This is a genomic window from Phyllobacterium sp. NPDC097923, assembly GCF_044760925.1.
Lineage (GTDB): Bacteria > Pseudomonadota > Alphaproteobacteria > Rhizobiales > Rhizobiaceae > Phyllobacterium > Phyllobacterium calauticae.
Window position 1 is genome coordinate 55990 of sequence record NZ_JBIWBL010000001.1, and the last position, 12126, is coordinate 68115.

13 protein-coding genes are annotated in these 12126 nt (G+C 60.8%); 10 read left to right on the plus strand and 3 right to left on the minus strand.

Translation table 11 applies throughout. The features are described 5' to 3' along the window. The first annotated feature begins 5 nt into the window (after nucleotides 1-5). The 5 genes from ACIQWS_RS00310 to ACIQWS_RS00330 all read left to right on the plus strand — a co-directional run bounded on the left by ACIQWS_RS00310 (nucleotide 6) and on the right by ACIQWS_RS00330 (nucleotide 3037). Nucleotides 6-392, plus strand: a complete 387-nt coding sequence (locus tag ACIQWS_RS00310) for a hypothetical protein (protein WP_403169128.1) — start codon at nucleotides 6-8, stop codon at nucleotides 390-392. Between the two features lie 94 nt (nucleotides 393-486). Further along, entirely contained in the window at nucleotides 487-1107 is a 621-nt protein-coding gene (locus ACIQWS_RS00315) for a LysE family translocator (protein ID WP_403169130.1), read from the plus strand. Nucleotides 1108-1244: 137 nt separating this feature from the next. Further along, nucleotides 1245-2219 (plus strand): cysteine synthase A, encoded by a 975-nt coding sequence (cysK, locus tag ACIQWS_RS00320; protein ID WP_223612307.1) that lies wholly within the window; start codon nucleotides 1245-1247, stop codon nucleotides 2217-2219. A gap of 145 nt (nucleotides 2220-2364) precedes the next feature. Continuing rightward, a complete protein-coding gene (locus ACIQWS_RS00325; RefSeq protein ID WP_403169133.1) occupies nucleotides 2365-2685 on the plus strand; it encodes an NIPSNAP family protein in 321 nt (106 codons plus the stop codon). Between the two features lie 4 nt (nucleotides 2686-2689). Further along, complete coding sequence (locus ACIQWS_RS00330) at nucleotides 2690-3037, plus strand: antibiotic biosynthesis monooxygenase family protein (protein WP_403169135.1); 348 nt, start codon at nucleotides 2690-2692, stop codon at nucleotides 3035-3037. Here the strand turns inward: ACIQWS_RS00330 and ACIQWS_RS00335 are convergent. Together ACIQWS_RS00335 and mbfA are read right to left on the minus strand one after the other, a co-directional pair. Next, nucleotides 3028-3162 carry a hypothetical protein gene (locus ACIQWS_RS00335; RefSeq protein WP_264319104.1) on the minus strand — a complete coding sequence of 45 codons (135 nt, stop codon included), beginning with the start codon at nucleotides 3160-3162 and terminating at the stop codon, nucleotides 3028-3030. The genes ACIQWS_RS00330 and ACIQWS_RS00335 overlap by 10 nt on opposite strands. A 249-nt stretch (nucleotides 3163-3411) precedes the next feature. Continuing rightward, nucleotides 3412-4395: an iron exporter MbfA gene (gene mbfA / locus ACIQWS_RS00340; protein ID WP_346308399.1), complete on the minus strand. Its 984-nt coding sequence runs from the start codon at nucleotides 4393-4395 to the stop codon at nucleotides 3412-3414. Nucleotides 4396-4549: 154 nt separating this feature from the next. Here mbfA and ACIQWS_RS00345 point away from each other — a divergent pair, with 154 nt between their 5' ends. The 3 genes from ACIQWS_RS00345 to ACIQWS_RS00355 all read left to right on the plus strand — a co-directional run bounded on the left by ACIQWS_RS00345 (nucleotide 4550) and on the right by ACIQWS_RS00355 (nucleotide 8235). Beyond that, on the plus strand, nucleotides 4550-5533 hold the full coding sequence (locus ACIQWS_RS00345) for a threonine/serine dehydratase (RefSeq protein WP_403177318.1): 984 nt from the start codon (nucleotides 4550-4552) through the stop codon (nucleotides 5531-5533). 116 nt (nucleotides 5534-5649) lie between these two features. Continuing rightward, the gene (locus ACIQWS_RS00350) at nucleotides 5650-7011 is read left to right on the plus strand and encodes a cytochrome ubiquinol oxidase subunit I (RefSeq protein WP_403169139.1); all 1362 of its coding nucleotides are present in this window, start codon (nucleotides 5650-5652) and stop codon (nucleotides 7009-7011) included. Nucleotides 7012-7230: 219 nt separating this feature from the next. Next, nucleotides 7231-8235, plus strand: a complete 1005-nt coding sequence (locus ACIQWS_RS00355; RefSeq protein WP_403169142.1) for a cytochrome d ubiquinol oxidase subunit II — start codon at nucleotides 7231-7233, stop codon at nucleotides 8233-8235. Here ACIQWS_RS00355 and ACIQWS_RS00360 read toward each other — a convergent pair. Next, nucleotides 8226-9989 (minus strand): phospholipase D-like domain-containing protein, encoded by a 1764-nt coding sequence (locus ACIQWS_RS00360; protein ID WP_403169145.1) that lies wholly within the window; start codon nucleotides 9987-9989, stop codon nucleotides 8226-8228. The genes ACIQWS_RS00355 and ACIQWS_RS00360 overlap by 10 nt on opposite strands. Nucleotides 9990-10115: 126 nt before the next feature. Between ACIQWS_RS00360 and lepA the strand changes: the two genes are divergently transcribed. After that, nucleotides 10116-11924, plus strand: a complete 1809-nt coding sequence (lepA, locus tag ACIQWS_RS00365; RefSeq protein WP_403169148.1) for a translation elongation factor 4 — start codon at nucleotides 10116-10118, stop codon at nucleotides 11922-11924. A gap of 3 nt (nucleotides 11925-11927) precedes the next feature. Further along, the gene (locus ACIQWS_RS00370) at nucleotides 11928-12122 is read left to right on the plus strand and encodes a hypothetical protein (protein ID WP_403169151.1); all 195 of its coding nucleotides are present in this window, start codon (nucleotides 11928-11930) and stop codon (nucleotides 12120-12122) included. Nucleotides 12123-12126: the final 4 nt, after the last annotated feature.

Below are 12126 nucleotides of genomic sequence, written 5' to 3' on the forward strand. Positions count from 1 at the left end.
TGACCATGTTCGGACGAATTGCAGGTGTTTTGGCCATCGTGATTCTTGCGGCAACAGGGTCGTCGCGCGCGGAGGATGCGAAACCTTTTGATCCAAACATCGCCAAGGCTGCGCAACAGATCAAGATGGCCGTGCAGCGGTGCTGGAACCGGCCCGAATACAAGGGGCCACCACTGATTGTTACGCTGAAAGTCCAGCTTGCAAAGGACGGCTCAATTGTCGGCAAGCCGGAAATTTTGAGGCCGAAAAAGGATAAGACCTTCAATTCAATAGCCGAAAGTGCTGTTCGTGCGATCATGCGTTGCGCGCCCTTCAACACTGTCCCGGAAAACCCCAATCTTTATGAGTATCTCAACAAAATCGAGATGTCGTTCCACAGTCCGGCCCACTGAATTCGGCCTTCAAAGCACAAACATTCAAACCCGATTGCCAGTGCGGAAAATCGGCGTATTGTCCCGCCGCACAGACTTCACGCAGAGATTGATCATGACACTTGCCGGTTTCATCGCCTATTCGGGCGCCCTCGCCATTGCCGCCGCCATTCCCGGGCCCGGTCTCACCGCCCTCATCGCGCGGGCGCTCGGCTCCGGTTTCCGCTCGGCCCTATTCATGTCGCTTGGCCTCGTCCTCGGCGATCTGACCTATCTGACGGCCGTGGTGCTCGGCCTTTCCATGGTGGCGCAGACGTTCGGAACACTGTTTCTGCTGATCAAATGGGCGGGTGTGGCCTATCTCGCCTATCTCGCCTGGAGTTTCTGGACCGCGGGAATTTCCGCTGAAAAGATTGAAGCCAGGCGCGGCAGCGGCGGGGCTCTCGCCAGCGTGCTTTCCGGGCTTGCGGTTACCCTCGGCAATCCGAAGACCATGATCTTCTATATCGCCCTGACGCCGACGCTGATCGATCTGCACGCCATCACCCCGACCGATTATGCCCTGCTCGCCTGCGTAACGGTTGTGACGCTGCTTGTCGTGCTGGTGCCCTATCTCGCGCTTGCATCCAAGGCACGCTGGTTCCTGCAATCGCCGCGCGCGCTGAAACGGCTGAACCGCACCGCCGCCGCATTCATGGCGGGCGCTGCACTTGCCATCGCCGGGCGGGCATCCTGACCGTAGAATTTTATTCTAAGGCTGTAGGTATATTGGCATGAAATTCCCGTGATCGGGCTGTTTATGCATAGGCTCGACTATGAATTTTCAAGCTCGCGCCATAAGATGGCTGCCACAGCAATTGAGGGAGCATTTCCATGAGCACGAGTGATGCGCGCAAACCCGGCCGCGGCCGTATCTACAATTCCATTGTCGATACCATCGGCGATACGCCGATTGTCCGTCTTGATAAGCTGGCAAAGGATCAGGGTGTCGAAGCCAATCTCCTGGCCAAACTCGAATTCTTCAATCCGATTGCCAGTGTCAAGGATCGCATCGGCGTCGCGCTGATCGAATCGCTGGAAGCACAGGGCAAGGCAACGCCGGGCAAGACGACATTCGTCGAGCCGACCTCCGGCAATACCGGTATTGCGCTGGCGTTTGCCGCCGCCGCCAAGGGCTACCGCCTCATCCTCACCATGCCGGAAACCATGTCGGTCGAGCGTCGCAAGATGCTCAAGCTGCTCGGTGCCGAACTGGTTTTGACCGAGGGCGCCAAGGGTATGAAGGGCGCCATCGCCAAGGCCAATGAACTGGTGGAAACCACGCCCGATGCGGTCATTCCCGGCCAGTTCGACAATCCGGCCAACCCCGAGATTCACCGCAGGACCACCGCCGAGGAAATCTGGAACGATACGGACGGCAAGGTCGATATCTTTGTGTCCGGCATCGGCACCGGCGGCACCATCACCGGTGTCGGCCAGGTCCTGAAGCAGCGCAAGCCGGACGTGCGCATCGTTGCGGTCGAGCCGAAGGATTCGCCGGTTCTATCAGGCGGCAATCCCGGCCCGCACAAGATCCAGGGCATCGGTGCCGGTTTCGCGCCGCAGGTGCTTGATACCCACATCTATGACGAGGTCATTCAGGTCTCCAATGAGGATGCCTTCACCTATGCCCGCCTGGTGGCCAAGCTCGAAGGCGTGCCGGTCGGCATTTCCTCCGGTGCCGCGCTCACGGCAGCTATCGAGCTCGGCAAGCGTCCGGAAAACAAGGGCAAGAATATCGTCGTGATCATTCCGTCCTTTGCTGAACGGTATTTGTCGACGGCACTTTTCGACGGCCTCGACGCCTGATAGAACCGATACTGTTTTGCAACCAGCCCCGCCAGACGCCCGGCGGGGCTGATTGTTTTGCGTCCGCGATAGTTCGGCCGTGATCGAAGCATCGGATCATCCGGCTGCTCTAAAACAGGCCAATCCACACGAAGGAGCGGCCGTTATGAGCATCACCTGCATTATCAAATATGAAATCGACCCCTACCAGAAGGATGCATTCGAGCATTATGCACGCACCTGGAACGAGGCGATCCCGCGCTGCGGTGCTGATCTGATCGGCTATTTCGCCCCGCATGAGGGGTCGGCCACATTGGCCTACGGGATTTACAACATCGAAGATCTGGCGGCCTATGAGGCGTACCGCGCAAAATTGATGGCCGATCCGCTGGGCCGCGCCAATTACGAATTTTCGCGCGAACGGAAATTCATCCGCCGCGAGGACCGCACGTTCCTGCGCCGTGTTACTGGAAACAATGGGAATTGATCCGATGATTGCTGTGATTTTCGAAGTGGAGCCGAGGGAAGGCCACGAGAAAGATTATTTCGAGCGGGCGGCGAATTTGCGCCCGCTTCTGGAAAAGATGGACGGCTTCATTTCCGTCGAACGGTTCCGCAGCCTTGCCAACGAGAACCGTTATCTCTCCCTGTCGTTCTGGCGCGACGAAGCCTCAGTTGCGGCTTGGCGCCAGACCGAGGAACATCGCGCTGCCCAGAGCGCTGGCCGCGCCGAAATCTTTGCCGATTACCGGCTGCGGATTGCGGCTGTTATGCGTGACTATGGCTTGCGAGCCCGTGATGAGGCTCCGTCTGACGCGCGCGTTTACCATCATGCCTGACCGTGGTTGCGCTGTGCACAGGCGGGGCCGGGGCCGCGCATGTAATGGCGTTCCGGCCGGTAGGACGGTGCAATGAATTCACGGACGACGCGAAGCGTATCGCGCAGTTGAACGAGCATGGTCATATCTTCATTTCCTGAATCTCGATCGCCCGAAAAAATCGGTTAGCGATCATTTAGCTAAAATTTAACCGATAAATATGAACGCTTGCTGAATACCGATGGTTAAGGCCCGGTGAATTCATGGAAAATTAGCTTTAACACCTGAGGCAGGCCGTAATTTCCCGGTTGAAAAGCTAAAAAGAAACCCGGTGTTAACCACCGGGTTTTGTCAATTCTGATTCGTTTGCAAGACCTGCCTGCATGCGCCGGTCGTCACGCATTGCCGATGAGAATGCCCGTGGCCAGGACGAGGCTGCCGCCCAGCACCACCTGTATCGCCGCGCGGAAGAACGGCGTTTCCATATATTTGTGCTGGATATAGGCAATCGCCCAAAGCTCGACGAAAACCACCAGTGCGGCGATCGTCGTGGCCGTCCAGAAATCCGGGATCAGGTAGGGCAGGGCATGGCCCAGGCCGCCGATTGCCGTCATCAGGCCGTTGGCGAGGCCGCGCTTCAACGGCGATCCTCGCCCGGACAGTTTGCCGTCATCATGGGCGGCTTCCGTGAAGCCCATCGAGATGCCGGCACCGAGCGAGGCGGAGAGGCCGACGAGAAATGTCTGCCAGGTGTCCTGGGTTGCGAAGGCCGCCGCAAAAATCGGCGCAAGCGTCGAGACGGAGCCGTCCATCAGCCCCGCCAGCCCCGGCTGGACATAGGTGAGCAGGAACTGGCGTTTTTCCGTCAGTTTCTCGTCTTGTTGCACCGCATCGGGCGTGTGCTGTTCGCCCAGCCGGTGCGCCAGCGATTCATGGGTTTTCTCGGCAATGGCAAGATCCCCGAGCAGCTTGCGCGTCGAGGCATCGCTGACCAGTTTCACCGCTTCCGTGTAGAAGCGGTAGGCCTGCTCCTCCATTTTCTCCGCCATCTCGCGCACCTTGTCGATGCCGAGCGGCCGCACCAGCCAGTCCGGCTTGCGCTCGAGATAGCCGCGCACATGTTCGCGCCGGATCAGCGGAATGCGGTCGCCGAAGCGCGCGCGGTGCATGTCGATGAGCACCTGCCGGTGCAGGTTTTCCTCCTCCGCCATATCCTCGAAGACTTTAGCGCTCTGCGGGAAATCATCCCGCAGCCCGTCGGCATAGGCAAGGTAGATCCGCGCATCGTCTTCTTCCGATGAAATGGCGAGCGCGAGGAGCTGCTGTTCCGACAATTCGTTGAGTTCGTGGCGACGGGGACCGAAGAAGCGGCTGAGCATGGCACTGTCCTAATTTAGAATAATTCTAAACTATAGAAAGCAGATGCGCTTTTCAAGAGGGCGCCCGGGACAATGATGACAATGATTTGGATGCCGAAACGCCGCGCCGGTGCTATGAATGGCCAGACCCGCCCATTCAGCAGCCGAGGACATGATGAACGCGTTCGCCATTGCCAATACCGATATCGTCGATGCCGCCGTCCGGCTCAAAGGCCAGCTTGTCGCCACCCGGCTGATCGAGTCGGAAGCGCTCAATGCCAAATATGGCGCACGCATCCTGTTCAAGCCGGAATGCCTGCAGCGGACCGGTTCGTTCAAGTTCCGCGGCGCCTACAACCGCATCAGCCAGATGACGGCGGACGAGCGCAAGCGCGGCATCGTCGCCTTTTCCTCCGGCAATCATGCGCAGGGCGTGGCAAGCTCCGCCCAGCTTTTCGGCATCAAGGCTGTCATCATCATGCCGTCCGATGCGCCGCAGTTGAAAATTGCCAATACACGGTCCTATGGCGCTGACGTCGTGCTCTATGACCGCTACAAGCAGAGCCGGGAGGAGATCGCGGCTGAGTATATCAACGGGCGCGGCATGATCCTGGTGCCGCCCTATGACGATCCCGCGATCATGGCCGGGCAGGGCACGATCGGCATCGAGCTGATCGACGAGGCGGAGGAACGCGGCATTGTCTTCGACGACCTGTTCGTGCCGAGCGGTGGCGGCGGGCTGATCAGCGGCATTTCCGTTGCCGTCAAGGCACGTTCCCCGCACACCCGCATCTGGGGTGTCGAGCCCGATCATTTCGACGATCTGCGCCGGTCGCTGGCGGCCGGCAGGCAGGTTGCCAACGAGCCGGGCTACCGCTCGATCTGCGATGCGATCCTGACCCAGCAGCCGGGTGACCTGACCTTCCCGATCAACAAGCAGAACCTGGCGGGCGGCGTCGCGGTTTCCGATAAAGCGGTTGCTGCTGCCATGCGCGATGCGGCGACCTATCTCAAGGTGATTGTCGAGCCCGGCGGCTGCGTCGGCCTTGCCGGCGTGGCGGCACGGGCAGACGCGCTGCAAGGCAAGACGGTTGCCGTGGTCCTGTCAGGTGGCAATGTGGACCTGGATATCTATGGCGGGCTGATCGCCGCGGCCTAGGGGCAAAGGCCCGATTTGCAGGTCAATCGTGCGTGTCGAACCACGCACGCGACAGCATGTCTACTTCTCACGCCGTCCGTTCCGGTGACATATGTCCGCAGCGAAAGGACGCCGTCATGGATCCGTTCATTCTGTCGAGAATACAATTCGCTGCGAATATCTCGTTCCATATCCTGTTCCCGACGATCACCATCGCGCTCGGCTGGGTGCTTTTGTATTTCAAGCTGCGCTATCGCCGCTCCAGCGACGAGAGCTGGATGAAGGCCTACCATTTTTGGGTCAAGGTTTTCGCTCTGTCCTTTGCCTTCGGCGTGGTGTCCGGCGTGACCATGAGTTTCCAGTTCGGCACCAACTGGCCGGGCTATATGCAAACGGTCGGCAACATCGCCGGGCCGCTGCTGGCCTATGAAATTCTCACCGCCTTCTTTCTCGAGGCGGCCTTTCTCGGCATCATGCTGTTCGGATTCCGCCGCGTGTCCAATCGTATCCACACGCTGGCAACCCTGCTTGTCGCCTTCGGCACGACGGTGTCGGCGTTCTGGATCATTGCGCTGAATTCCTGGATGCAGACGCCCGATGGCTTCGAGATGCGCGGCGGCAAGGCCTTTGCCACCGATTGGGCCGCCATCATCTTCAACCCGTCCATGCCGTACCGGCTTGTGCACATGCTGCTGGCATCGGGGCTCACCGTATCCTTTCTGATCTCGGGCCTGTCCGCCCTGCGCTGGCTGCTGGGCGACCGCAGCGATGCCATGGGCAAAGCCCTGCGCACCGGCATTTATCTCGCCGCGGTGCTCATCCCGGTGCAGATCGTCGCGGGCGATCAGCACGGGCTGAACACGCTGGCGCATCAGCCGCAGAAGATCGCGGCGATCGAAGCCAACTGGCAAACCCGCTCCCATGTGCCGCTGCTGCTGTTCGCCCTGCCTGACGAGACGAAACGCGAAAATCGTTTTGAGTTTGGCGTGCCGGATGGCGCCAGCCTGATCCTGCGGCACGACGCTGCCGGTGCCGTGCCCGGCCTCGACCGGTTCGCAGGTAATCACCCGCCGGTTCTGCCGCTGTTTTTCGCCTTCCGCATCATGGTCGGCACCGGCATCCTGATGCTGCTGGTATCGTGGACTGCCGCGTGGATGCTGTGGCGGCGCGGCACGCTCACGCGGCCGCTCGCGCTCGTGCTGGTGCCGATGGCGCTGTCCGGCTGGGTGGCAACGCTGGCCGGCTGGTACACGGCGGAGATCGGCCGCCAGCCCTGGCTGGTCAGCGGCGTACTCAAAGCGGCGGATGCGCTGGGGCCGGTGCCCGCCGCTACGGTCGCCGCGTCGCTTGCGGCTTATCTCAGTGTCTATGCCGTGCTGCTACTGGCCTATGTCTGCGTGATCCTGCGGCTCACGGTTAAGGCCGCCCGCGAGGGCGACCGGCAGCCGGAACCGGGCGTCGAGGACCAGCCCTTGGGCCAGCCGGTGCGGGGGAGTTGATGATGCATTCTTTCACAACTCACCCCCCTCTGGGCTGCCGCCCATCTCCCCCACAAGGGGGGAGATCACATCGACATCAACGCTTTTGCTTATTTTGCAATGTCTCAGAACTATTCGAAACAGCTGTGATAGCTGATCTCCCCCCTTGTGGGGGAGATGTCCGGCAGGACAGAGGGGGGTGTTCGGAAGCCATAGCCAAAATCAGACGCGGCATCATTCATGACCTTTGATCCCGCCATCATCCTTCCCCTCGTTTTTGCCGGGCTGATGGGCCTGTCGATCCTGGTCTACGCCATCCTCGACGGGTTCGATCTCGGCGTCGGCATTCTTTTCGCCGCAACGGACGACGCGGAGCGTGACACCATGGTTGCCGCCATCGGCCCGTTCTGGGATGCCAACGAAACCTGGCTGGTCCTCGCCATCGGTCTGCTGCTGGTGGCCTTTCCCGCGGCGCATGGCATCGTGCTGCCGGCGCTGTATGTCCCCGTCACCGTCATGCTGATCAGCCTGATCCTGCGCGGTGTCGCCTTCGATTTTCGCGCTAAGGTTGACCTGCATGTGAAGCCGCGCTGGAATTTCGTCTTCGCCGCCGGTTCGATCACCGCTTCCCTGGCACAAGGCTATATGCTCGGCGTCTATGTGCTGGGGCTTGACCAGTCAGTGGCCTGCATCCTGTTCGGCCTGCTGGTCGGTCTTTGCCTCACCGCGTCCTACGCCGCCATCGGCGCCGCATGGATCATCCACAAGACCGAGGGCGCCTTGCAGCACAAGGCTGTCCTCCTGATGCGCCGGTCGCTGGTTTTCGCCGCGCTCGGCATGGTTGCGGTTTCGCTGGCGACGCCCTTGGCGAGCCCGCGCATTTTCGCCAAATGGTTCGTGCTGCCGCAGATGATCCTGCTCGCGCCGCTGCCGCTGGTCACTGCCGCGCTGTTTGCCGCACTCTGGGCCGTGCTTGCCAGGCTGCCCGCCGCCAATGACCGCTATTCGGCGCTGCCATTCATGCTGATGGCGGGTATTTTCACCCTCGGCTTTGCCGGGCTCGCCTATTCCTTCTATCCCTATGTGGTGCCGGAGCGGCTGACGATTTTCGCCGCCGCCAGCGCGCCGGAAAGCCTCGGCATCATCCTCGTCGGCGTCATCGTCGTGCTGCCCGCCATTATCGGCTATTCCATCTTCGCCTACCGGGTGTTCGGCGGCAAGGCGCACGACCTGCGCTACGACTGACGCGAAAAGGTCAGCCGGTCGCGTTCGCGCTGGCTTCCCGCCACGTAGAATTTGTCGAACCACGCGGTGCTTTCACCCGATATGGCCTTGGGTTTCTTCAGGGTGATCTGTTTCGGCAGCGCGGCGATTTCCACCTGCATGCGGTTGCGGAAGTTCAGGTGGTCGAACATGCGCAGTGCCTCGATGGCAAAGGCCGTCGCCACCCGCTGATCCTCGATAATGACGATATGATCGCCATTGCCGGTTTCCCCTGAAGGCGAGAAATTGCTCGATCCGGTGAACACCTTGGCCGTCGGCTTGTCGAAATCCACCACCGCGAACTTGTGGTGGATATTGATGCTGCTGCCGCCGGACCATTCGCTCTTGAACGGTTCCGGCGCGTTCTTGGCGAGATAGGCGAAATCGACAAGGCCGTTCTCGCCGCTCGGCTTCTGGATTTCCATCCCGCTCTTCTTGTCCACCACGCCATAGCTGAACAGCGGCTTCTTGATCAGACGGTCCAGCGCCTCGCGCACCGGGCCGGATTTGGTCTGGTTCATGAAGGCGAAGGAATAGAACACCGAGGATGTCGCCTGGTCGATGGCGCCGCCCACCGGCCGCAGCGACAGCTCCGATGTCTTGTGCGGCGAAAAACAGACATGCACCGCCGGGCGGCCCTCGCGTTTCACCGAATGCCAGACTTTCGAAAACGGGTCTTTCTGGAAATTGGCCATGTCGGTGAAGGCCAGCGTGAACATCTGCGCGAACAGGCCTGCCACCGCTTCGTCATCGAAGATGAACAGGTTGTTGGCCTGGATGTAGAAGCCGCGGAACGAAAAGTTCATCGAGCCGCCCAGCACCCGCACCGGTACGCCGTTGCGTTTGGCGATCAGCACCTTGTTGTGCTGCAGCCCGCGAAAATGACCGCGTTTGACATGGTCCGCCCCGGCGCTGGCGGCAAGCCGCGCCGCCGCCTGGCTTTCCGCGCTGTCCGGCGCGCCATGCCCGCTTTTCATGCCACCGCTCTTCTTGTCGGCCACGCCGGAATCGTCGACGATCACCCGCAGGCGGCTGCCGAGCTTTTCCAGCTGCGCCAGAAAGTCCGGCTCATTCAGGTCGTAGGCCAGCGCATCCACCTCGATGGTCGGGTCCTTCACCGCCCAGTCGAGGAAGCCGAACAGCAGCCGGTGCGCCTCGAAACCCAGCCAGTCGTAAATGCCCGTCTTGGCGATTTCCGCTTTCTCAGCCGCAAAGGCGAGGCCGTCATCCGCATTGGCGGGGATGATGTCATTGGTCAGGTGCAGCCGCTTTTTCTTGTCCTCGAAAGCCTGCGACGAGGCAAAGTTGCGGGTAAAACCGATATCGAGAAAGCCGTCATAGGTGACGCTGTCATAGCGGATCGGCAGCTCGATCATGGTGCCGCGCACCAGCTTGCCATCTTCCGGCATGTGCATCTTGGTGATGCGGTAGGTGTAGATGCCGTCCTGCGGCTCATAGGGGAAATGCACCCAGCGGAACATCTGCAGCGGCGCTTCGGTGGTTGGGAACTTGACCCCGCCGGTCACCGCCTTCTTGGCCGGTTCGCCGTAATCGAAGGCGATGCGGTTGCGCAGGTTGAGGAATGTGTCGCCCTTCGGCTCCTTGTACTCCACCGCGAAACCGACAAAATCATCCTCCGGCGTATCCACGTCGAAGCCCAGCAGGCACATATATTCGCCCCGCCAGAGCTTGACCCGGAAACCATCCGTCTCCTTGAAATTGAAGAATTCGTCCATCATCACATCCCCGGTGTGTGGCGCAGAGGCAAAATATAGCACAGACGATGCAATCTTGTGACGGTCCGGGCGGGCGGATTGCATTTCCCGCTTTGCGTTTTGCCTGTTCACTGCTAAATCGCGCGCATGAGCACTCCACTTGACCACATCCGTAATTTTTCCATCGTCGCCCATATCGACCATGGCAAATCCACCCTTGCCGACCGCCTGATCCAGCAGACAGGCGGGCTCGAGCTGCGCGACATGAAGGAACAGGTGCTCGACTCGATGGATATCGAGCGCGAGCGCGGCATCACCATCAAGGCGCAGACCGTCCGGCTGAACTACAAGGCCAACAACGGCGAGACCTACGTTCTCAACCTGATCGACACGCCCGGCCACGTCGACTTTGCCTATGAAGTGTCGCGGTCCCTGTCGGCCTGCGAAGGTTCGCTGCTCGTCGTCGACGCCTCGCAGGGCGTCGAGGCGCAGACCCTCGCCAATGTCTATCAGGCCATCGACAACAACCACGAGATCGTCGTGGTGCTGAACAAGGTCGATCTGCCGGCCGCCGAACCCGAGCGCATCCGCGAACAGGTCGAGGAAGTCATCGGCATCGATGCCAGCCAGGCCGTGCTGATTTCCGCCAAGACCGGCCTCGGCATTCCCGATGTTCTGGAAGCCATCGTCAACCAGCTGCCACCGCCGCGCGAAGGCGACCGCAGCAAGCCGCTGAAGGCCATGCTGGTCGACAGCTGGTACGACAGCTATCTCGGCGTTATCGTTCTCGTGCGCATCATCGACGGCGTTTTGAAAAAGGGCCAGACCATCCGCATGATGGGCACCGGCGCCAAATATCCGGTCGAGCGTACCGGCGTGTTCACGCCGAAGATGCTGGCCGTGGACGAGCTTGGGCCGGGCGAATTCGGCTTCATCACCGCCTCGATCAAGGAAGTCGCCGACACCCGCGTCGGCGATACCATCACCGAGGACAAGCGCCCGACCGATTCCATCCTGCCCGGTTTCAAGCCGGCGCAGCCGGTGGTTTTCTGCGGCCTCTTCCCGGTCGATGCCGCCGATTTCGAGGATCTGCGCGCCGCCATGGGCCGCCTGCGCCTCAACGACGCCTCGTTCTCCTTCGAAATGGAAAGCTCCGCCGCGCTGGGTTTCGGTTTCCGCTGCGGCTTCCTCGGGCTTCTGCATCTTGAAATCATCCAGGAACGGCTGGAGCGCGAGTTCAACCTCGATCTCATCGCCACCGCCCCGAGCGTCGTCTACAAGCTCAACATGACCGACGGCACGCAGAAGGAGTTGCACAACCCCGCTGACATGCCCGAGGTGATGAAGATCGCCACCATCGAGGAACCATGGATCCGTGCGACGATCCTCACCCCCGATGATTATCTCGGCTCCATCCTGAAGCTCTGCCAGGACCGCCGCGGCATCCAGATCGATCTCAACTATGTCGGCAAGCGCGCTATGGTCACCTATGACCTGCCGCTCAACGAAGTTGTGTTCGATTTCTACGACCGGCTGAAGTCGATCAGCCAGGGCTATGCCTCCTTCGACTATCACCTCTCGGATTACCGCGAGGGCAATCTGGTCAAGATGTCGGTGCTGGTCAACGGCGAGCCGGTCGATGCGCTGTCGATGATGGTGCACCGCGCCGCCGCGGAAAAGCGCGGCCGCGACCTCTGCGAAAAGCTGAAGGACCTGATCCCCAAGCACATGTTCAAGATCCCGATCCAGGCGGCCATCGGCGGCACGGTGATCGCGCGTGAAACCATCTCGGCACTGCGCAAGGACGTGACGGCAAAATGCTATGGCGGCGACGTCTCGCGCAAGCGCAAGCTTCTGGAAAAGCAGAAGGAAGGCAAGAAGCGCATGCGGCAGTTCGGCAAGGTCGAAATCCCGCAGGAAGCCTTCATCCAGGCGCTGAAGATGAGCGATAACTGAGGCTTGATGCAAGCCGGTTTTCCCCGCGCCCTGGCGCGGATGCTCGCCCTTTTTGGCATTCTGGCCTGTGCGGCCGCCTGTACCACGGTGCGGCCGCCCGTGCCGTCGGCGCCCGTCCTGCAGGCGGACAGGCCGGAACCGCTGCCGCCGGAGATCAAGCCGCTGACGGTCGAACAGGCCGAACAGGTCGGGCGCTGACCGC